We start from the raw sequence: 19,333 nt of genomic DNA, 5'->3' as shown, positions 1-19,333 counted from the left end.
GGGCCTTTCGTCCGGCACGCCGAGAGCACGCACCGGACACCGCGGGCACCGCACAGGACTTTCGAAACACCCCCTAGTGCGCTGCCGATTCCCAGTCCGGGCCGACGCCGACCGAGACGTCGAGGGGGGCTCGGAGGTGGACGGCGTTGGCCATTTCGTGGCGGAGGAGTTCCTCGGTGGCGGCTCGCTCGCCGGGGGCGATTTCCAGGACGATTTCGTCGTGGACCTGGAGGAGCATGCGGGACCTGAGGTCCGCCTTCTCCAGCGCCTGGCCCACCTTCAGCATGGCGATCTTGACGATGTCCGCGGCCGTGCCCTGGATGGGCGCGTTGAGGGCCATGCGCTCGGCCGCCTCGCGGCGCTGGCGGTTGTCGCTGTTGAGGTCGGGCAGATAGCGGCGGCGCCCGAAGAGCGTTGCCGTGTAACCCGTCGCCCTCGCCTCGTCCACGGCCCGGCGCAGATAGTCCCGTACGCCGCCGAAGCGCTCGAAGTACGCGTCCATCAGGCCACGGGCCTCGGCCGCCTCGATGTTCAGCTGCTGGGAGAGGCCGAAGGCCGACAGGCCGTACGCCAGGCCGTACGACATCGCCTTGATCTTGCGCCGCATCTCCGCGTCGACCGCGGCGGGCTCGACCGCGAACACCTGCGCGGCGGCCGTCGTGTGCAGGTCCTCGCCGGAGGTGAACGCCTCGATGAGGCCCGCGTCCTCGGACAGGTGGGCCATCACGCGCAGTTCGATCTGGCTGTAGTCGGCCGTCATGAGGGACTCGAAGCCCTCGCCCACCACGAAGCCGCGGCGGATGGCCCGGCCCTCGTCCGTGCGGACGGGGATGTTCTGCAGGTTCGGGTCCGTCGAGGAGAGCCGGCCGGTCGCCGCCACCGTCTGGTTGAAGGTGGTGTGGATACGGCCGTCCGTCGCGACCGTCTTGATGAGGCCCTCGACGGTGACGCGCAGCTTGGCCTGCTCGCGGTGCCGGAGCATGATCACCGGCAGTTCGTTGTCCGTCTGGGTCGCCAGCCAGGCCAGGGCGTCGGCGTCGGTGGTGTAGCCGGTCTTGGTCTTCTTCGTCTTCGGCAGGGCGAGCTCGCCGAAGAGGACCTCCTGGAGCTGCTTGGGCGAGCCGAGGTTGAACTCGTGCCCGGCCGCCGCGTGGGCCTCCTTCACGGCCTGCTGGACGGCGCCCGCGAACATCTGCTCCATGGCCTCCAGGTGGGGTCGGTCGGCCGCGATGCCGTGCCGCTCCATCCGGGCCAGCAGAGCGGAGGTGGGCAGCTCCACGTCCCGCAGCAGTTCCGCGGCGCCGACCTCCTTCAGGCGGCTCTCGAAGGCCTCGCCCAGGTCGAGGATCGCGCGGGCCTGGACCATCAGGGCCTCGGCCTCGGCACCGTCGTCCGTACCGAAGGCCAGCTGCCCGTCGGCCGCCGCGGCGGGCGCCAGCTCCCGGTGCAGATACTCCATGGACAGCGCGTCCAGGTCGAAGGAGCGACGGCCCGGCTTGACCAGGTAGGCGGCGAGCGCGGTGTCCATGCGCACGCCTTCGACCGTCCAGCCGTGCTCGGCGAAGACGCGCATCACGCCCTTGGCGTTGTGGAGGATCTTCGGCCGGTCCGGGTCGGCGAGCCAGGCCGCGAACGCCGTCTCGTCGGCCTCGTCCAACTGCGACGGGTCGAACCAGGCCGCCGCTCCCTGGGCCGCGGCGAGCGCCACCTCGGCGACCGAGCCGGAGCCGAGCGCCCAGGTGTCGACCGTGGCCATGCCGAGGACCTCGGTGGCGTGCTCGGTGAGCCACGGGGCCAGCTCGCCGGTGCCCAGCACGGTGCCGTCCAGCTCCACGCCGCCCTCGATCACCGGAGTCGTCTCGGCCTCCTCGGCGCCCGGGTCGACGGCGAGCAGCCGCTCCCGCAGCGAGGGGTTGCGGATCTCCAGGGTGTCGAGAACCATCGCGAGCGCCTTGCGGTCGTACGGCGCGCGCTCCAGGTCGGTGACCGTCTTCGGCAGCTCGACGGTGCGCACCATCTCGGTCAGCCGCCGGTTGAGCTTGACGGCCTCCAGGTGGTCGCGGAGGTTCTGCCCGGCCTTGCCCTTGACCTCGTCCACGCGCTCGACCAGGTCCGCGAACGACCCGAACTGGTTGATCCACTTCGCGGCGGTCTTCTCGCCGACTCCCGGGATGCCGGGCAGGTTGTCGGACGGGTCGCCGCGCAGGGCCGCGAAGTCCGGGTACTGCGCGGGCGTCAGCCCGTACTTCTCGACGACCTTCTCCGGGGTGAACCGGGTCAGCTCGGAGACGCCCTTCGTCGGGTACAGCACCGTGGTGTGCTCGCTGACCAGCTGGAAGGAGTCACGGTCGCCGGTGACGATCAGCACCTCGAAGCCCTCGGCCTCGGCCTGCGTGGCCAGGGTGGCGATGACGTCGTCCGCCTCGAAGCCGTCCACCGCGAAGCGGTGCGCGTGCATCGCGTCGAGCATTTCGCCGATCAGCTCGACCTGGCCCTTGAACTCGTCCGGGGTCTTGGAGCGGTTCGCCTTGTACTCCGTGAACTCCTCGGAGCGCCAGGTCTTGCGGGACACGTCGAAGGCCACTGCGAAGTGCGTGGGCGACTCGTCGCGCAGGGTGTTGGCCAGCATCGACGCGAAGCCGTAGATCGCGTTCGTCGGCTGGCCCGTCGCCGTCGTGAAGTTCTCCGCGGGCAGCGCGAAGAACGCGCGGTACGCCAGCGAGTGCCCGTCCATGAGCATCAGGCGGGGCCGGTCGCCGCCGGAGGAGTTTGCGGTCGTCTTCGATGCTGTTTCTGCCACGCCCCCGATCCTGCCACGCCCCACTGACAGTCGACCGCCATCGGACGTTCCCGCCGGTCCGGCGCAAGCAATGCTCACGCTGCACCGCCCGCCCGGACACGATCGTTGTCACCGGCGCGTGCGAGGATCGGAGAGGTACTTCACATGCGAAGGAGAGCGCGCGATGGCCAGCAAGCCGCCCAAGGCAGATCCGGTTCAGGACGCGCCGCAGGTCGCCGAGCCGAAGCACGCGGCCGCGGGGATCCCGGCCATCGGGCACACCCTGCGCATCGCGCAGCAGCAGATGGGCGTCAAGCGCACCGCGCTGACCCTCCTGCGCGTCAACCAGAAGGACGGCTTCGACTGCCCGGGCTGCGCCTGGCCGGAGCCCGAGCACCGGCACACGGCGGAGTTCTGCGAGAACGGCGCGAAGGCGGTCGCCGAGGAGGCCACCCTGCGCCGGGTCACCCCGGAGTTCTTCGCCGCGCACCCCGTCGCCGACCTCGCGACCAGGAGCGGCTACTGGCTGGGCCAGCAGGGCCGGCTGACACACCCCATGTATCTCCCCGAGGGCGGAACCCACTACGAGCCGGTGAGCTGGGAGCGCGCCTTCGGCATCGTCGCCGAGGAGATCACCGCCCTCGCCTCCCCCAACGAGGCCCTCTTCTACACCTCCGGGCGCACCAGCAACGAGGCCGCGTTCCTCTACCAGCTCTTCGCGCGCGAGCTCGGCACCAACAACCTGCCGGACTGCTCCAACATGTGCCACGAGTCCTCCGGTTCGGCCCTGTCGGAGACGATCGGCGTCGGCAAGGGCAGCGTCCTGCTCGAAGACCTCTACAAGGCCGACCTGATCGTCGTCGCCGGCCAGAACCCGGGCACCAACCACCCGCGCATGCTCTCCGCCCTGGAGAAGGCCAAGGCCAACGGCGCGAAGATCATCAGCGTCAACCCGCTGCCCGAGGCCGGCCTGGAGCGCTTCAAGAACCCGCAGACCCCCCAGGGCATGCTCAAAGGCGCCGCGCTCACCGACCTCTTCCTGCAGATCCGCATCGGCGGCGACCAGGCCCTCTTCCGCCTCCTCAACAAGCTCATCCTCGAGACGCAGGGCGCGGTCGACGAGGAGTTCGTCCGCGAACACACCCACGGCTACGAGAAGTTCGCGGCCGAGGCCCGGGCCGCCGACTGGGACGAGACGCTCACCGCGACCGGCCTGTCCCAGAAGGAGATCGAGGAAGCCCTCGGCATGGTCCTCGCCTCGAAGCGCACCATCGTGTGCTGGGCGATGGGCCTCACCCAGCACAAGCACTCCGTGCCGACCATCCGCGAGGTCGTCAACTTCCTCCTCCTGCGCGGCAACATCGGCCGCCCCGGCGCGGGCGTGTGCCCGGTGCGCGGCCACTCGAACGTGCAGGGCGACCGCACCATGGGCATCTTCGAACGCCCCGCGCCCGCCTTCCTGGACGCCCTGGAGAAGGAGTTCGGGTTCGCGCCGCCCCGCGAGCACGGCTACGACGTCGTACGGGCCATCCGCGCCCTGCGCGACGGCGACGCGAAGGTCTTCTTCGCCATGGGCGGCAACTTCGTCTCCGCCTCCCCCGACACCGAGGTCACCGAAGCGGCCATGCGACGCGCACGCCTCACCGTGCACGTGTCGACGAAGCTCAACCGCTCGCACGCGATCACCGGCGCACGGGCCCTCATTCTCCCCACCCTCGGCCGCACCGAGCGCGATCTCCAGGTCGGCCCGAACGGGAAAAGCACCGAGCAGTTCGTGACCGTCGAGGACTCCATGGGCATGGTGCACGCCTCCCGCGGCCGCCTGGAACCCGCGAGCACACACCTGCTGTCCGAGCCGGCGATCGTGTGCCGCCTCGCCCGCCGCGTGCTCGGCGAGAACAGCAAGGTGCCGTGGGAGGAGTTCGAGAAGGACTACGCCACCGTCCGCGAGCGCATCTCCCGCGTCATCCCCGGCTTCGAGAACTTCAACGCGCGCGTGGCACGCCCCGAGGGCTTCGCCCTCCCGCACGCCCCCCGCGACGAGCGTCGCTTCCCCACGGCCACCGGCAAGGCCAACTTCACCGCAGCACCGGTCGAGTACCCGAAGCTGCCCGAAGGCCGCCTCCTGCTCCAGACCCTCCGCTCGCACGACCAGTACAACACCACGATCTACGGCCTCGACGACCGCTACCGCGGCATCAAGAACGGCCGCCGGGTGGTCCTGGTGAACCCCGAGGACGCACGCACACTCGGCGTCACCGACGGGACGTACGTCGACCTCGTCAGCGAGTGGAAGGACGGCATCGAGCGACGCGCCCCCGGATTCCGGGTCGTGCACTACCCCACCGCACGGGGATGTGCGGCCGCCTACTACCCCGAGACCAACGTCCTCGTCCCCCTGGACGCCACCGCTGACACCAGCAACACCCCGGCCAGCAAGTCCGTCGTCGTACGTCTGGAACAATCGGCTACCGACTGAGCGTTTGCTCAGCCGGAGACAGCCGTACGGTCAGCCGTACCGATCACCACGAACGGAGCCGGGCGCCATGGGCGAGCAGCAGCACGTGAAGTTCCCGCAGGAGGTCATCGACGAGTACGCCGCACTCGGGGTGGACCTTCCCGCGCTGTTCTCCGCGGGGCACCTCGGGACGCGGATGGGCGTGCAGATCGTCGAGGCGTCGGCGGAACGGGTCGTCGGCACGATGCCGGTCGAGGGAAACACCCAACCGTACGGACTGCTCCACGGAGGCGCCTCCGCCGTGCTCGCCGAGACGCTCGGGTCGGTGGGGTCGATGCTGCACGGCGGCAGTACGAAGATCGCGGTCGGCGTCGACCTCAACTGCACGCACCACCGGGGGGCGCGGTCGGGACTGGTGACCGGCGTCGCCACGCCTGTCCATCGCGGACGCTCCACGGCAACGTACGAGATCGTGATCACCGACGAGACAGGGCGACGCGTCTGCACCGCCCGCCTCACCTGCCTCCTGCGGGACGTCTCACCGACCGACGAGGCCAACATGCGCGCGGCGGGCTGACGCGGGCGGGGTGAGTTCAGGTACCGCGCGCTTCGGATCACCCGGCGCGGCTGCGGGCGCCCCTGGGGGCTCCGCCCCCAGACCCCCGACCTATGCCCACCCACCACCCGACTCGGTGAGTCAATAGGTGAACGTCACACCTGGGGGCTCCGCCCCCCAGCGGGTGGGTGGGGGCTGGGGATGGCCTCTATCCACCGCCCGACTCGGCCGGTCGAGAGATGGGGCCTCGCCCCAGCCGCTGCGCCCCATCGGGTGGGTGAAGGCTAGGTATGAGCTCAATCCACCGCCTTACTCGGTGGGGCCAGAAGCGGACCTCGCCCCAGACACGGCACCCCCAGCAGGTGCATGGGGGCTAGAGACGGGCCCCATCACCGCACGACTCGGTGAAGCCACAGGCGCACCTCGCCCCTAGGGCCGCACCCCCAGCGGGTGGGCCAAGGCCAGGAATGGGCTCAGGCTCAGTTCACCGCCCGACTCGGTTGATTGAGAGGTGAGGGTCTCGCTCTGGGGACTGCGGTCAGAGTGGGCTTCTGCCCGACACTCGACTCGGTGGGTCGAGAAGTGGGCGGGCCTCGCCCCGGAGGCTGCGCCCCCCAGCGCGTGGACAGCCGACCGGTGGGCTGAGGGAACAGCCGCAAGCCGCACGCTCCCGCAGTCGCGTACGGCGGGAAGGGGACGTGTCGGGGGGTGTCCGCCCGCAGCGGTTGGCGCGTCAACGCCAGTACCTCAACAAGGAACCGATTCCGCGCCGTTCCGAGGACGGACACCCCCCGGCGCGGCCCCGACCCCCACACAACCGAAGGCGCTACGCCCGCCCCCACCCACCCCGCACAGGCCGCCGCAGGCATCCGAACACCCCCCGCCCGATACCTTGCCCTCATGACCGGCACCGGCCCCGTCGAACCCGGCAACTCTCCCGACGCAGACGGCGGTTACGACGTCCTCGGCGTCGACGCACCACGCCTCACCGACCGCTTGAGCGCGCGCTGGAACACGCTCCCCCACGCACCCGCAGAGCCGCCCTCGCCACAGCCGTAACCGCCGCCGCCACAGCCGGAGTCCTCCTCACCCCCACCCCCGGCGGACCCGACCGGCCCGGCCCCACCCCCTGGCCGGCCAACGTCACCACCTGGCACTACCTGGGACCCTCAACCCCCACCACCCCCGCCACCCCCGGCCGTTTCCGCTTCGCGGTCTCCGTCGGCAAAGGGCCGCCCGTGACTCTCCGCGTCAACGGCACGTCCTCCCCCGGGCTCCACGCCCACACCACACCCGAACAGGAATTAACCGTTCATACCGGTGCAACTCGCACAATCACGGTCGAAATCACCGTTTCCGACTGTTCGGGCCTGCCCCTGAATGCCGATCTTCCCTTTCTCGACGTAACGCTGCGTAACACGCGTGCAATACAGCGCCACAGTTTCATCTTCGGCGGCGCGTTCTCCCGCGATCTCTCCGAGCTCCTCCACACCGCCTGCGCCCCACCCACCGCACGACCGGCCCCACTGCCAACCGGAAGTGCGGGTTCTCACAATGCGGACTAAGCGGAAACTCCGCCAAACCGTCCGAGAGCCCACTTCCGCGAAGCGATCCCTCCATCACGTCATAACAAGAAAGTCACAAGCCAGCTGCGGGCGATGCCCCTGCGTACAGACGGGCTTAGAGTCACGGCCAGTCACCGCTCCATCGGGAGTTCGGTACCAGCGCGGCACTCGCCACCCCCACAGGGGTGGCTGTGACTGCGGAAAGGACTGATTGTGCGACGTTCCTTGGTGATACTTACCTCCGTCCTCGCGACTGGAGCTCTGACGCTCACCGCTTGCGGCTCCCGTGACGACAGCGGCGACAGTAGCGACAACGGAGACGGCACCACCCTGACCATCGGCGTGGACGCCCCGCTGTCCGGCGAGAACTCCACCACCGGCCTCGGCATCCAGTACGGCGCCCAGATAGCCGTCGACGACGCCAACAAGAACAAGCTCGTCCCCGGCGTCACGTTCAAGCTCAAGGCGTACGACGACAAGGCGCAGCCCGCCACCGGCCAGTCCAACGCCACCGCCATCACCGGCGACAAGACCGCCGTCGGCGCCGTCGGCCCCCTGAACTCCGGCGTCGCCCAGACCATGCAGCAGGTGTTCGCCTCGGCCGACATGGTCCAGATCTCCCCCTCGAACACCAACCCCGAGCTGACCCAGGGCAAGAACTGGCAGACGGACAAGAAGCGGCCGTACCCCACGTACTTCCGCACCGCCACCACCGACGAGCTGCAGGGCAGCTTCGCCGCCGGCTACGCCTACAACAAGCTCAAGAAGAAGAAGGCGTTTGTCGTCGACGACAAGCAGACCTACGGCGCCGGCCTGGCGAAGATCTTCAACGAGCAGTTCAAGAAGCTCGGCGGCACGGTCGTCCAGACCGACCACGTCAACACCGGCGACAAGGACTTCGGCTCCCTCGTCACCAAGATCAAGAACTCCGGCGCCGACCTGCTCTACTACGGCGGCCAGTACGACGAGTCCGCGCTGATCACCAAGCAGATGAAGGACGGCGGCGTCAACATCCCGCTGTTCGGCGGCGACGGCATGTTCGCCTCCACCTACATCGAGACCGCCGGCACCTCCGCCGAAGGCGACCTCGCCACCTCCGTCGGCGTCCCCGCCGACACCCTGCCCGCCGCCAAGACGTTCATCGAGACGTACAAGGCCAAGGGCTACAAGGGTGACTACGGCGCCTACGGTGCCTACGCCTACGACGCCACCACCGCCATCATCAAGGCCGTGAAGGCCGCCGTGGACGCCAACAACGGCGATGTCCCCACCGACATCAACAAGCTGCGCTCCAGCGTCGTCGACGAGGTCCAGAAGTCCGACTTCGAAGGCATCAGCGGCAAGGTCGCCTTCGACCAGTACGGCGACACCACGAACAAGCAGCTCACGGTTTACCAGGTCGAAAAGGGTGCCTGGAAGGCTGTCGAGACCGGCACCGCCGACCTCGGCTGACCACGGCCCCAGCACACCTCACCACGGGCCGCGCGGAAGGGGACCCCGACCGCGCGGCCCGTTTCCACACCCAGACCACCCCCCGGCACGCATCCAGTGCACACGACCACCAGCGACATGGAGGCCATGCGGTGAACACCCTGCCGCAGCAGCTGGCCAACGGGCTGCTCCTAGGCTCGATGTACGGGCTGATCGCCATCGGCTACACGATGGTGTACGGCATCGTCCAGCTCATCAACTTCGCGCACGGCGAGATCTTCATGACCGGCGCCTTCGGCGCGCTCACGGTCTACTTCTACATCCTCCCCGACGGCACGGCGATGGCCATCGCCGTGCCCCTGATGCTGATAGGCGGCGCAATCGTCGCCATCCTCATCGCCGTCGGAGCGGAACGGTTCGCCTACCGACCACTGCGCGGAGCACCACGGCTAGCACCGCTCATCACCGCCATCGGCCTCTCCCTCGCGCTCCAGGAGGTCGTCCGAAACTTCTACCCCGGTGCCGACCGCGCCCGCGCCTTCCCCGGCCTCGACGCCACCCACGACATCGGCTCCATCACCATCAAGGACGCCGACATCTTCCTGGTCGCCGCCGCGATCATCTGCATGTCCGGCCTCGCCTTCTTCGTCCGCAAGAGCCGCACCGGCCGCGCCATGCAGGCCACCGCGCAGGACCCGGACACCGCACAGCTCATGGGCATCGACACCAACCGCATCATCGTCATCGCCTTCGCCATCGGCGGCCTCTTCGCCGCCGTCGCAGCCGTGGCGTACGGCCTGAAGTACGGCAACGTCGACTACCGCATGGGCTTCCTCATGGGCCTCAAGGCGTTCACCGCCGCCGTCCTCGGCGGCATCGGCAACATCTACGGCGCCATGCTCGGCGGCATCGTCCTCGGCATCGCCGAAACCCTCGCCTCCGCCTACATCGACGGCATCCCCGGCATGCAGCAGCTCGGCGGCCAGAGCTGGGCCAACGTCTGGGCCTTCGCCCTGCTCATCATCGTCCTCCTCGTGAGGCCACAAGGCCTACTCGGCGAACGCGTCGCGGACAGGGCGTGATCACGATGACCGACATCACCAAAACCACCCCCGCCACCCGCGGCCTCATCCCCCTGCCGGAAGCCGCCGCCCGCGGCCTCCTCCTGGCCGGCGGCATAGCCACCGCCGCGTCCGCCTTCCTCGCCTGGACCTGGACCTCCGAGTTCCCCGGCGACCTCACCATCAACGGCTACCCCGGCGGCCTGCAATGGCTCACCTTCACCGCCGGCCTCCTCACCACCCTCTTCGCCCTCGCCCTCTACGGCGTCCGCGGCCTCGGCTGGCTCCTGCCCGCCCGCAACAACGCACCCCTCGCCCTCGCAGCCTTCGGCGGCCTGGGCACCACCTGGTTCACCGTCATCGCCATCGCCAACAACCTCGGCGGCGTCGTCAACCTCGAACCCGGCGGCTGGATCGCAGCCATCGCCTCCCTGCTGCCCGTCCTCGGCGCCTTCGCCCTCCCCCAAGAAGGAGTCGGCAAGGACAGCACCAAGGAAAGCCTCAAGGCGTACATCACCAAGCCCGACGCGATCCCCGCCCCCCAGCCCCTCACCCCCTGGCTGGAACGCGCCGTCATCACCCTCGCCACCATCCTCGGCCTCGCCGTCTTCACCTACGGCATCGACACCGAGTACGGCGAACTCTTCATCGGCTACCTCTTCGTCGTCGTCTTCTTCACCTGGGCCCTGCACACCGCAGGCATCATGGACCGCTTCTCCCGCCTCGTCGCCCACAACCGCAGCTTCACGCTCGCCATGGGCTTCCTCGCGGCCATCGCGTTCCCCTTCACCCAGACCGACGACCACTACGCCAACATCGGCGTCAACATCCTGATCTTCGGAACCGTCGCCCTCGGCCTCAACATCGTCGTCGGCCTCGCCGGGCTCCTCGACCTCGGATACGTCGCCTTCCTCGGCGTCGGCGCCTACACCGCCGCCCTCGTCTCCGGCTCCGAGTTCTCCCGCTTCTCCGGCGTCCAGTTCCCCTTCTGGGCCTCCGCCCTCACCGGCGCCGCCGCCAGCCTCATCTTCGGCGTCCTCATCGGCGCCCCCACCCTGCGACTGCGCGGCGACTACCTCGCCATCGTCACCCTCGGCTTCGGAGAGATCTTCCGCATCGCCGTCAACAACATGGACGGCGACTCCGGCCCCGACATCACCAACGGCCCCAACGGCATCCCCGCCATCCCCGACCTGAACTTCTTCGGGTTCAACATGGGCCAGGCGCACGACATCGGCGGCTTCACCCTCGGCCGCTTCGCCAACTACTACCTGCTCATGGTCCTGATCATGGCCATCGTCGTCCTCGTCTACACCCGCGCCGCGGACTCCCGCATCGGCCGCTCCTGGATCGCCATCCGCGAGGACGAAGTCGCCGCCACCGCCATGGGCATCAACGGCTTCCGCGTCAAGCTCATCGCCTTCGCCCTCGGCGCCTCCCTCGCCGGCCTCGCCGGCACCGTCAGCGCCCACGTCACCTACAGCGTCGTCCCGACGCCGTACCAGTTCGCCGGCTCCACCCCGCCCAACTCGGCCTTCCTCCTCGCCGCAGTCGTCCTCGGCGGCATGGGCACGGTCGCCGGCCCCATCCTCGGCGCCGCACTGCTCTACCTGCTGCCCGAGAAGCTGGTGTTCCTCCAGGACAAGTCGCTGCTGGCCTTCGGCATCGCGCTCATCCTCCTGATGCGCTTCCGCCCCGAAGGCATCATCGCCAACCGGCGCAACCAACTCGAGTTCCACGAAACCGGCCAACTCGACGTACCAGAACAAACGACGTTGACCGACGAACCGGCCACCGTGACCAAGGCGGGGGCGTGACCATCATGACGACACCAGTACTCGAAGCCCGCGACGTCACCATGCGCTTCGGCGGCCTCACCGCCGTCCGCTCGGTGGACTTCACGGTCAACGTCGGCGAGATCGTCGGCCTCATCGGCCCCAACGGCGCCGGCAAGACGACCTTCTTCAACTGCCTCACGGGCCTCTACATCCCGACGGAAGGCACCGTCTCCTACAAGGGCACGGTCCTCCCGCCCAAGCCCCACCTGGTCACCCAGGCCGGCATCGCCCGCACCTTCCAGAACATCCGCCTGTTCGCCAACATGACGGTCCTCGAGAACGTCCTCGTCGGCCGCCACACCCGGACCAAGGAAGGCCTCTGGTCGGCACTCCTGCGCGGCCCCGGCTTCAAGAAGGCGGAAAAGGCCAGCGAAGAACGAGCCATGGAACTCCTCGAGTTCATCGGCCTCGCCGCCAAACGCGACCACCTGGCCCGCAACCTCCCCTACGGCGAACAGCGCAAGCTCGAGATCGCACGCGCACTCGCCTCCGAACCCGGCCTGCTCCTCCTCGACGAGCCGACCGCCGGCATGAACCCCCAGGAGACGAGGGCCACCGAAGAACTGGTCTTCGCCATCCGCGACATGGGCGTCGCCGTCCTCGTCATCGAGCACGACATGCGCTTCATCTTCAACCTGTGCGACCGCGTCGCCGTCCTCGTCCAGGGCGAAAAACTCGTCGAAGGCACCTCCGAAGTCGTCCAGGCCGACGAACGCGTCATCGCCGCCTACCTGGGCGAACCCTTCGAAGGCGACCCCGGAGCAGCGGAGGCCGCCGAAGTCGCCGCGGCCGAGGCAGGAGCCGAAGCGCAGAGCACCACCAGCACCAAGGGAGAAGCCCAGTGAGCACACTGCTAGAGGTCGAAGACCTCCGGGTGTCCTACGGCAAGATCGAAGCCGTCAAAGGCATCTCCTTCAGCGTCGAAGCCGGCCAGGTCGTCACCCTCATCGGCACCAACGGCGCCGGCAAGACGACCACCCTGCGCACCCTCTCGGGACTCCTGAAGCCGACCAGCGGAAAGATCATCTTCGACGGCAAGCCCCTCACCGGCGTCGCCGCCCACAAGATCGTCGCCCTCGGCCTCGCCCACTCCCCCGAAGGCCGCCACATCTTCCCCCGCCTCACCATCGCCGAGAACCTCCAACTCGGCGCCTTCCTGAGGAACGACAAGGCAGGCATCGAAAAGGACATCCAGCGCGCCTACGACCTCTTCCCCATCCTGGGAGAGCGCCGCAAGCAGGCCGCCGGAACCCTCTCGGGCGGCGAGCAGCAGATGCTGGCCATGGGACGGGCGTTGATGTCCCAGCCCAAGCTCCTCATGCTGGACGAGCCCTCCATGGGCCTCTCCCCCATCATGATGCAGAAGATCATGGCCACCATCTCCGAACTCAAGTCCCAGGGCACGACGATCCTCCTCGTCGAACAGAACGCCCAGGCAGCCCTCTCCCTGGCCGACCAGGGACACGTCATGGAGGTCGGCAGCATCGTCGTCTCCGGCACGGGACAGGACCTGCTGCACGACGAGTCCGTACGGAAGGCATACCTCGGCGAGGACTAGAACACGCCCGTGGTTGCACGACGAGGCCCGCGCCCCTGAATCGGGGACGCGGGCCTCACTCGTGTTCTGGAACGGGTCCCGGGTGTCAGCCCTTGCCGTTCTTCTTCTCGTCGGCATCCTGGATGACCGCCTCGGCGACCTGCTGCATCGACATCCGGCGGTCCATCGACGTCTTCTGGATCCACCGGAACGCGGCCGGCTCGGTCAGCCCGTACTCCGTCTGCAGAATCGACTTCGCACGGTCCACCAGCTTGCGGGTCTCCAGACGCAGAGTGAGGTCCGCGACCTCGTTCTCCAGCTCCCTGAGCTCCGTGAACCGGGACACGGCCATCTCGATCGCCGGCACGACATCACTCTTACTGAACGGCTTCACCAGATACGCCATCGCACCGGCGTCCCGAGCACGCTCCACGAGGTCGCGCTGCGAGAACGCGGTGAGCATCAACACCGGGGCGATACGCTCCTCGGCGATCTTCTCCGCCGCGGAGATCCCGTCCAGCTTGGGCATCTTCACGTCAAGGATCACGAGGTCCGGCTTGTGCTCGCGGGCAAGCTCGACGGCCTGCTCGCCGTCACCGGCCTCGCCTACGACGCTGTAGCCCTCTTCCTCCAGCATCTCTTTGAGGTCGAGGCGAATCAGCGCCTCGTCCTCGGCGATGACGACACGGGTCGTCAGCGGAGGCACGTGCGACTTGTCGTCGTCGGGCGCGTCTACGGGCTGGGGCGACTCGGGGGCGGTCACGGGGGCTCCTTGGTACGGGGCAGGTCACTGCTTGCCCTGAGCCTACCTAGCTCCTGTATGTTTGATGCACCGAGGGGATACACTAACCTTCGGTTCGAAGAGGCTCCGGTAGTCCAATCGGCAGAGACGATACCCTCAAAAGGTATTCAGTGTGGGTTCGAGTCCCACCCGGGGCACTTAACCTTCAATTCGAAGGAACCCAATCAAAAGCGGATGTTCCCGTTCTCGTGAACATCCGCCCTTTGCTGCGTGTCGTCGCGATCACTCTCACAGAGTGGCCACATGTACGACATGGACACACGTAAGCGAGCACTGGCAATGGTCGCCCAAGGGCGCAGCCTCAACTCCGCCAGCAAGGAGCTGGGGATGTCACGGTTCGCCATCCGCTCCTGGCAATCATGCATCGAGCCGCTCAGGCGCACCGGCCGCCCGTGCCCGCGATGCGACGAGGTGCCCGGGTTACCCGAGGCACCTGAGGCGTATGCCTACCTGCTGGGCCTCTATCTCGGCGATGGCTGCATCAGCGCTCACCGGCGTGGGGTCTACTACATGCGCATCGTGCTGGATAATGCCTGGCCGGGCGTCATTGATGAGTGCGAAGCCGCGATGCGCTCCGTACGCCCGGACAACAGCGTGTGCCGCGTCAAGAAGCAAGGCTGTGTCGCCGTCACCGGGTCCAGCAAGCACTGGCCCTGCCTGTTCCCCCAGCACAGCCCCGGCAAGAAGCACGAGCGCACCATCACTCTCGAGCCTTGGCAGCAAGCCATCGTCGACGCGCACCCCTGGGAATTCATCCGCGGCCTCATCCACTCGGACGGCTGCCGCATCACCAACTGGACGACCCGCCTCGTCGCCGGTGAGCGCAAGCGCTACGAATACCCCCGGTACTTCTTCTCCAACAAGTCCGATGACATCCGGAAGCTCTTCACCAATGCCCTGGACAGGGTGGGTGTCGAATGGACAACCCTCGCTCGCGGCAGCGACCCCTTCAACATCTCCATCGCCCGCAAAGCCTCAGTCGCCCTCATGGACACCCACGTCGGCCCCAAGCACTGAACCGGAACTACCTGGGACTGTCGTCCTCACCGATGTGGTGCACCCGCACCAGGTTCGTCGAGCCGGAGACGCCGGGCGGGGAGCCGGCCGTGATGACGACCGTGTCGCCCTTCTCGCAGCGGCCGTACTTCAGCAGCAGCTCGTCCACCTGGTTGACCATCGCGTCGGTCGAGTCGGCGTGGGGACCGAGGAAGGTCTCCACGCCCCAGGTCAGGCTGAGCTGGGAGCGGGTCGCCGGTTCGGGGGTGAAGGCCAGCAGCGGGATGGGCGAGCGGTAACGCGACAGGCGGCGGACCGTGTCGCCGGACTGGGTGAAAGCAACGAGGAACTTGGCGCCCAGGAAGTCGCCCGTCTCGGCTGCCGCTCGGGCCACCGCGCCGCCCTGTGTGCGGGGCTTGTTGCTGTCGGTCAGGGGCGGGAGGCCCTTGGCGAGGATGTCCTCCTCGGCAGCTTCGACGATCTTCGCCATGGTGCTGACGGTCTCGATGGGGTACTTGCCTACGCTCGTTTCCCCGGACAGCATCACCGCGTCCGTGCCGTCGATCACCGCGTTCGCGACATCCGAAGCCTCGGCCCTGGTCGGGCGGGAGTTCTCGATCATCGAGTCGAGCATCTGCGTCGCGACAATCACCGGCTTGGCGTTGCGTTTCGCCAGTTTGATCGCGCGCTTCTGGACGAGGGGGACCTGCTCAAGAGGCATCTCCACGCCCAAGTCCCCGCGCGCGACCATGATGCCGTCGAAGGCGGCGACGATGTCGTCGATGGCGTTGACGGCCTGGGGCTTCTCCACCTTGGCGATGACCGGGAGGCGGCGGCCTTCTTCGTCCATGATGCGGTGGACGTCGTCGATGTCTCGGCCGCTGCGCACGAAGGACAGGGCGATGACGTCGAAGCCTGTGCGCAGGGCCCAGCGCAGGTCTGTCTCGTCCTTTTTGGACAGTGCGGGGACGGAGACGGCGACGCCGGGGAGGTTGAGGCCCTTGTGGTCGGAGACGATGCCGCCTTCGACGACCGTGGTGTGGACGCGGGGGCCGTCGACGTCGGTGACTTCGAGGCAGACTTTGCCGTCGTCGATGAGGATGTGTTCGCCGGGGGTGACGTCGGTGGCAAGGCCGGAGTAGGTGGTTCCGCAGGTCTGGCGGTCTCCCTCGATGCCTTCTTCCACGGTGATGGTGAAGGTGTCGCCGCGTTCGAGGAGTACGGGGCCTTCGGTGAAGCGGCCGAGGCGGATCTTCGGGCCTTGAAGGTCGGCGAGGATGCCGACGCTGCGGCCGGTCTCGTCAGAGGCCTTGCGTACGCGGTGGTAGCGCTCCTCGTGTTCGGCGTAGGTGCCGTGGCTGAGGTTGAATCGGGCGAGGTCCATTCCGGCGTCGACCAGTCCTTTGATCTGGTCGTACGAGTCGGTGGCGGGGCCCAGGGTGCAGACGATTTTTGCTCGGCGCATGTTTCGAGCGTAGAGCTTACCGGTGGGTAGGGAATTGGTGGTGCGTGTCTTCTCAACAACCTTTGGGTGAAGCGCTCTTGACAAGTGTTGAATTGTGCGCCGGGTTGCTCCGATGAGCATTTCGGGTGCACTCCGACGTTTTCTTATGACAATTACTTTTACAGCTGTGGCGGGGCCATGGTGAAGCGGGCGTTGACCTGGGCGTGGACGCGTTGGCGCTGGGGTTCGAGGTCGAGGGGCGCGGCGGCGGTGTCTTCGGCGGCGTAGGCGGCGGAGCGCATGCGGCTGCCGGAGGCGGTGGGGTAGGCAGGCGGGGCGTTTTCGGCGCCGATGTCGGCCAGCTCCACGAGGGCTGCCAGGGTCGTCCCGAGTGCCTCGGCGTACTCCCTCGCGCGCTGGACGGCTTCCCGTACTGCCTGTTGTCGGGCCTGGCGGTGGGCGGGTGAGTCGGGGCGCAGCGCCCACCAGGGGCCGTCGACTCGTGTGAGGTCCGAGTCGGCGAGGCGGGTGGTGAGTTCGCCGAGGGCGGTGAAGTCGGTGAGTTCGGCGGTGATGTGGACGCGGCCGTGGTAGGCGTGGATGCGTTCGCCTCGGCCGTGTTCTTTGAGTTGTGGGGTGATGGAGAAGGAGCCGGTCTCCAGTCGTTCCACTGCGTCGCCGTAGGTTTTGATGAGGTCGAGGGCGGCGGTGTTGCGGCGGGTGAGGTCGTCGAGGGCGGCTCGGCGGTCCTTGCCCCGGGAGGCGACGGTGACGCCGATGCGGGCGATCTCGGGGTCGACTTCGAGGCGTGCTTCGCCGCAGACGGCGATGCGGGGTGCGTCGGGGGTGCCGTAAGGGACGGCGGGTTGGGGCTCCTCGGACGGTGGGGTGGTCATACGCCCCACTCTGTCACTTCTTACCTGGTTGACGCCTCTGCTGGTCACCAGATCGAAACCTGCGGGGTCTGTTGTCGTGCGGCATGTCCGGGTCAGAATCTACGCGCGTTGTTGACCATGCCCCGAGGAGAACCAGACATGCCGTTGAACCGTCGGAAGTTCCTGAAGAAGTCCACTGTGACCGGTGCGGGTGTCGCGCTGGCCGGTTCGGTGGCGGCTCCGGCGGCGCAGGCTGCGGAGGCGAAGAAGGGCTCCAGGCCTGCGAAGCGGTACTCGCTGACGGTGATGGGCACGACGGACCTGCACGGTCACATCTTCAACTGGGACTACTTCAAGGACGCGGAGTACACCGACGCCAAGGGCAACGCGCAGGGTCTGGCCCGGGTGTCGACGCTGGTGAACCAGGTCCGTAAGGAGAAGGGCCGTGGCAACACGCTGCTGCTGGACGCGGGTGACACGATCCAGGGCACTCCGCTGACGTACTACTACGCGAAGGTCGACCCGATCACCGCGGAGGGTGGTCCGGTGCACCCGATGGCGGCGGCGATGAACGCGATCGGGTATGACGCGGTGGCGCTCGGCAACCACGAGTTCAACTACGGCATCGAGACGCTGCGCAAGTTCGAGGAGCAGTGCGATTTTCCGCTGCTGGGTGCGAACGCGCTGGACGCGAAGACGCTGAAGCCGGCTTTCCCGCCGTACTTCATGAAGACGTTCCGGGTGAAGGGCGCGCCGCCGGTGAAGGTGGCGGTGCTGGGGCTGACGAACCCGGGTATCGCGATCTGGGACAAGGCGTATGTGCAGGGGAAGTTGACGTTCCCGGGGCTTGAGGAGCAGGCGGCGAAGTGGGTGCCGAAGCTGCGGTCGATGGGTGCGGACGTGGTGGTCGTGTCGGCGCACTCGGGTTCGTCCGGTACGTCGTCGTACGGTGACCAGTTGCCGTACGTGGAGAACTCGGCGGCGCTGGTGGCGCAGCAGGTGCCGGGGATCGACGCGATTCTGGTCGGGCACGCGCATGTGGAGATTCCGGAGCTGCTGGTCACGAACGAGAAGACCGGCAAGTCCGTGGTGCTGTCGGAGCCGCTGGCGTATGCGGAGCGGCTGTCTCTGTTCGACTTCGAGCTGGTTTTCGCGAAGGGCCGTTGGGCGGTCGAGTCGGTGTCGGCGTCGGTGTTGAACTCGAACGCGGTGGCCGACGATCCGAAGATCACGAAGTTGCTGAAGGACGACCACGATGTCGTGGTGGAGTACGTGAACCAGGTGGTCGGTACGGCCACGGAGCCGCTGACGACGGTGGACGCGCGGTACAGGGACGCGCCGATCATCGACCTGATCACGAAGGTGCAGGAGGACGTCGTCAAGGCGGCGCTGGCGGGTACGGAGTATGCGTCGGTGCCGGTGATCGCGCAGGCGTCGCCGTTCTCGCGTACGTCGGAGATTCCGGCGGGTGATGTGACGATCCGGGATCTGTCGAGTCTGTATGTGTACGACAACACGCTGGTCGCGAAGTTGATGACGGGTGCGCAGATCAAGGCGTACCTGGAGTACTCGGCGGAGTACTTCGTGCAGACGGCGGCGGATGCGGCGGTCGATGTGGAGAAGCTGACGAACGCCGGTGGGCGTCCGGACTACAACTACGACTATGTGTCGGGGCTGACGTACGAGATCGACATCGCTCAGGCGGCGGGTTCGCGGATCAGGAACGTGTCGTACAACGGTGCGGCGCTGGCTGATGCGCAGCAGTTCGTGCTGGCGGTGAACAACTACCGTGCCAATGGTGGCGGTGCGTTCCCGCATGTGGCGTCGGCGACGGAGGTGTGGGCGGAGTCGACGGAGATCCGGACGCGGATCGCGGAGTGGGTGACGGCGAAGGGTGTGCTGGATCCGAAGGACTTCGCGTCGGTGGACTGGAAGCTGACGCGGGGCGGTACGCCGGTCTTCTAGGTCTGCGTGTCTCTGTGTCTGAAGGG

14 protein-coding genes and 1 tRNA gene are annotated in these 19,333 nt (G+C 67.7%); 11 read left to right on the top strand and 4 right to left on the bottom strand.

Translation table 11 applies throughout. The features are described 5' to 3' along the window. Positions 1-73: 73 nt before the first annotated feature. On the bottom strand, positions 74-2,800 hold the full coding sequence (gene polA / locus AC5P09_RS35715; protein ID WP_493877867.1) for a DNA polymerase I: 2,727 nt from the start codon (positions 2,798-2,800) through the stop codon (positions 74-76). A 163-nt stretch (positions 2,801-2,963) separates the two neighbouring features. Between polA and AC5P09_RS35710 the strand changes: the two genes are divergently transcribed. From AC5P09_RS35710 to AC5P09_RS35675, 8 genes are all read left to right on the top strand, one after another. After that, positions 2,964-5,258: an FdhF/YdeP family oxidoreductase gene (locus AC5P09_RS35710; protein ID WP_493877866.1), complete on the top strand. Its 2,295-nt coding sequence runs from the start codon at positions 2,964-2,966 to the stop codon at positions 5,256-5,258. A gap of 67 nt (positions 5,259-5,325) precedes the next feature. Continuing rightward, positions 5,326-5,814 (top strand): PaaI family thioesterase, encoded by a 489-nt coding sequence (locus tag AC5P09_RS35705; RefSeq protein WP_493877865.1) that lies wholly within the window; start codon positions 5,326-5,328, stop codon positions 5,812-5,814. Between the two features lie 879 nt (positions 5,815-6,693). After that, a complete protein-coding gene (locus tag AC5P09_RS35700) occupies positions 6,694-6,852 on the top strand; it encodes a hypothetical protein (protein WP_493877864.1) in 159 nt (52 codons plus the stop codon). Between the two features lie 731 nt (positions 6,853-7,583). Continuing rightward, positions 7,584-8,810 (top strand): branched-chain amino acid ABC transporter substrate-binding protein, encoded by a 1,227-nt coding sequence (locus tag AC5P09_RS35695; RefSeq protein WP_493877868.1) that lies wholly within the window; start codon positions 7,584-7,586, stop codon positions 8,808-8,810. 131 nt (positions 8,811-8,941) lie between these two features. Continuing rightward, the gene (locus AC5P09_RS35690; protein WP_493877863.1) at positions 8,942-9,871 is read left to right on the top strand and encodes a branched-chain amino acid ABC transporter permease; all 930 of its coding nucleotides are present in this window, start codon (positions 8,942-8,944) and stop codon (positions 9,869-9,871) included. Between the two features lie 5 nt (positions 9,872-9,876). Beyond that, on the top strand, positions 9,877-11,667 hold the full coding sequence (locus AC5P09_RS35685) for a branched-chain amino acid ABC transporter permease (RefSeq protein ID WP_493877862.1): 1,791 nt from the start codon (positions 9,877-9,879) through the stop codon (positions 11,665-11,667). 5 nt (positions 11,668-11,672) lie between these two features. Further along, on the top strand, positions 11,673-12,533 hold the full coding sequence (locus AC5P09_RS35680; protein WP_493877861.1) for an ABC transporter ATP-binding protein: 861 nt from the start codon (positions 11,673-11,675) through the stop codon (positions 12,531-12,533). Further along, on the top strand, positions 12,530-13,246 hold the full coding sequence (locus tag AC5P09_RS35675) for an ABC transporter ATP-binding protein (RefSeq protein WP_307674066.1): 717 nt from the start codon (positions 12,530-12,532) through the stop codon (positions 13,244-13,246). Before AC5P09_RS35680 ends, AC5P09_RS35675 begins: the two co-directional genes overlap by 4 nt. A gap of 85 nt (positions 13,247-13,331) precedes the next feature. Here AC5P09_RS35675 and AC5P09_RS35670 read toward each other — a convergent pair whose 3' ends face one another. Continuing rightward, positions 13,332-13,988 carry an ANTAR domain-containing response regulator gene (locus tag AC5P09_RS35670; RefSeq protein ID WP_053748470.1) on the bottom strand — a complete coding sequence of 219 codons (657 nt, stop codon included), beginning with the start codon at positions 13,986-13,988 and terminating at the stop codon, positions 13,332-13,334. Positions 13,989-14,090: 102 nt separating this feature from the next. Here AC5P09_RS35670 and AC5P09_RS35665 point away from each other — a divergent pair. Continuing rightward, a tRNA-Leu gene (locus AC5P09_RS35665) sits at positions 14,091-14,164 on the top strand. Between the two features lie 106 nt (positions 14,165-14,270). Then, a complete protein-coding gene (locus AC5P09_RS35660) occupies positions 14,271-15,044 on the top strand; it encodes a helix-turn-helix domain-containing protein (protein ID WP_493877860.1) in 774 nt (257 codons plus the stop codon). 7 nt (positions 15,045-15,051) lie between these two features. Here AC5P09_RS35660 and pyk read toward each other — a convergent pair whose 3' ends face one another. Together pyk and AC5P09_RS35650 are read right to left on the bottom strand one after the other, a co-directional pair. After that, complete coding sequence (gene pyk, locus AC5P09_RS35655; protein WP_493877859.1) at positions 15,052-16,488, bottom strand: pyruvate kinase; 1,437 nt, start codon at positions 16,486-16,488, stop codon at positions 15,052-15,054. Positions 16,489-16,646: 158 nt separating this feature from the next. Further along, on the bottom strand, positions 16,647-17,363 hold the full coding sequence (locus tag AC5P09_RS35650; protein WP_493877858.1) for an SIMPL domain-containing protein: 717 nt from the start codon (positions 17,361-17,363) through the stop codon (positions 16,647-16,649). 138 nt (positions 17,364-17,501) lie between these two features. Here AC5P09_RS35650 and AC5P09_RS35645 point away from each other — a divergent pair, with 138 nt between their 5' ends. Then, a complete protein-coding gene (locus tag AC5P09_RS35645; RefSeq protein ID WP_493877857.1) occupies positions 17,502-19,307 on the top strand; it encodes a bifunctional metallophosphatase/5'-nucleotidase in 1,806 nt (601 codons plus the stop codon). The last annotated feature ends 26 nt before the right edge of the window (positions 19,308-19,333 follow it).

The sequence above is a fragment of the Streptomyces sp. a15 genome (assembly GCF_059026085.1).
The sequence above is the reverse complement of the archived record's forward strand: the minus strand, read 5'-3'. Positions and strand labels throughout refer to the sequence as shown.

Excerpts from the sequence above, each read along its gene's own strand:
- AC5P09_RS35645 (WP_493877857.1), top strand. The coding sequence starts at position 17,502 with ATGCCGTTGAACCGTCGGAAGTTCCTGAAGAAGTCCACTGTGACCGGT.
- AC5P09_RS35680 (WP_493877861.1), top strand. The coding sequence starts at position 11,673 with ATGACGACACCAGTACTCGAAGCCCGCGACGTCACCATGCGCTTCGGC.
- AC5P09_RS35650 (WP_493877858.1), bottom strand. The coding sequence starts at position 17,363 with ATGACCACCCCACCGTCCGAGGAGCCCCAACCCGCCGTCCCTTACGGC.
- AC5P09_RS35700 (WP_493877864.1), top strand. The coding sequence starts at position 6,694 with ATGACCGGCACCGGCCCCGTCGAACCCGGCAACTCTCCCGACGCAGAC.
- AC5P09_RS35660 (WP_493877860.1), top strand. The coding sequence starts at position 14,271 with ATGTACGACATGGACACACGTAAGCGAGCACTGGCAATGGTCGCCCAA.
- AC5P09_RS35685 (WP_493877862.1), top strand. The coding sequence starts at position 9,877 with ATGACCGACATCACCAAAACCACCCCCGCCACCCGCGGCCTCATCCCC.
- AC5P09_RS35705 (WP_493877865.1), top strand. The coding sequence starts at position 5,326 with ATGGGCGAGCAGCAGCACGTGAAGTTCCCGCAGGAGGTCATCGACGAG.
- pyk (WP_493877859.1), bottom strand. The coding sequence starts at position 16,488 with ATGCGCCGAGCAAAAATCGTCTGCACCCTGGGCCCCGCCACCGACTCG.
- AC5P09_RS35710 (WP_493877866.1), top strand. The coding sequence starts at position 2,964 with ATGGCCAGCAAGCCGCCCAAGGCAGATCCGGTTCAGGACGCGCCGCAG.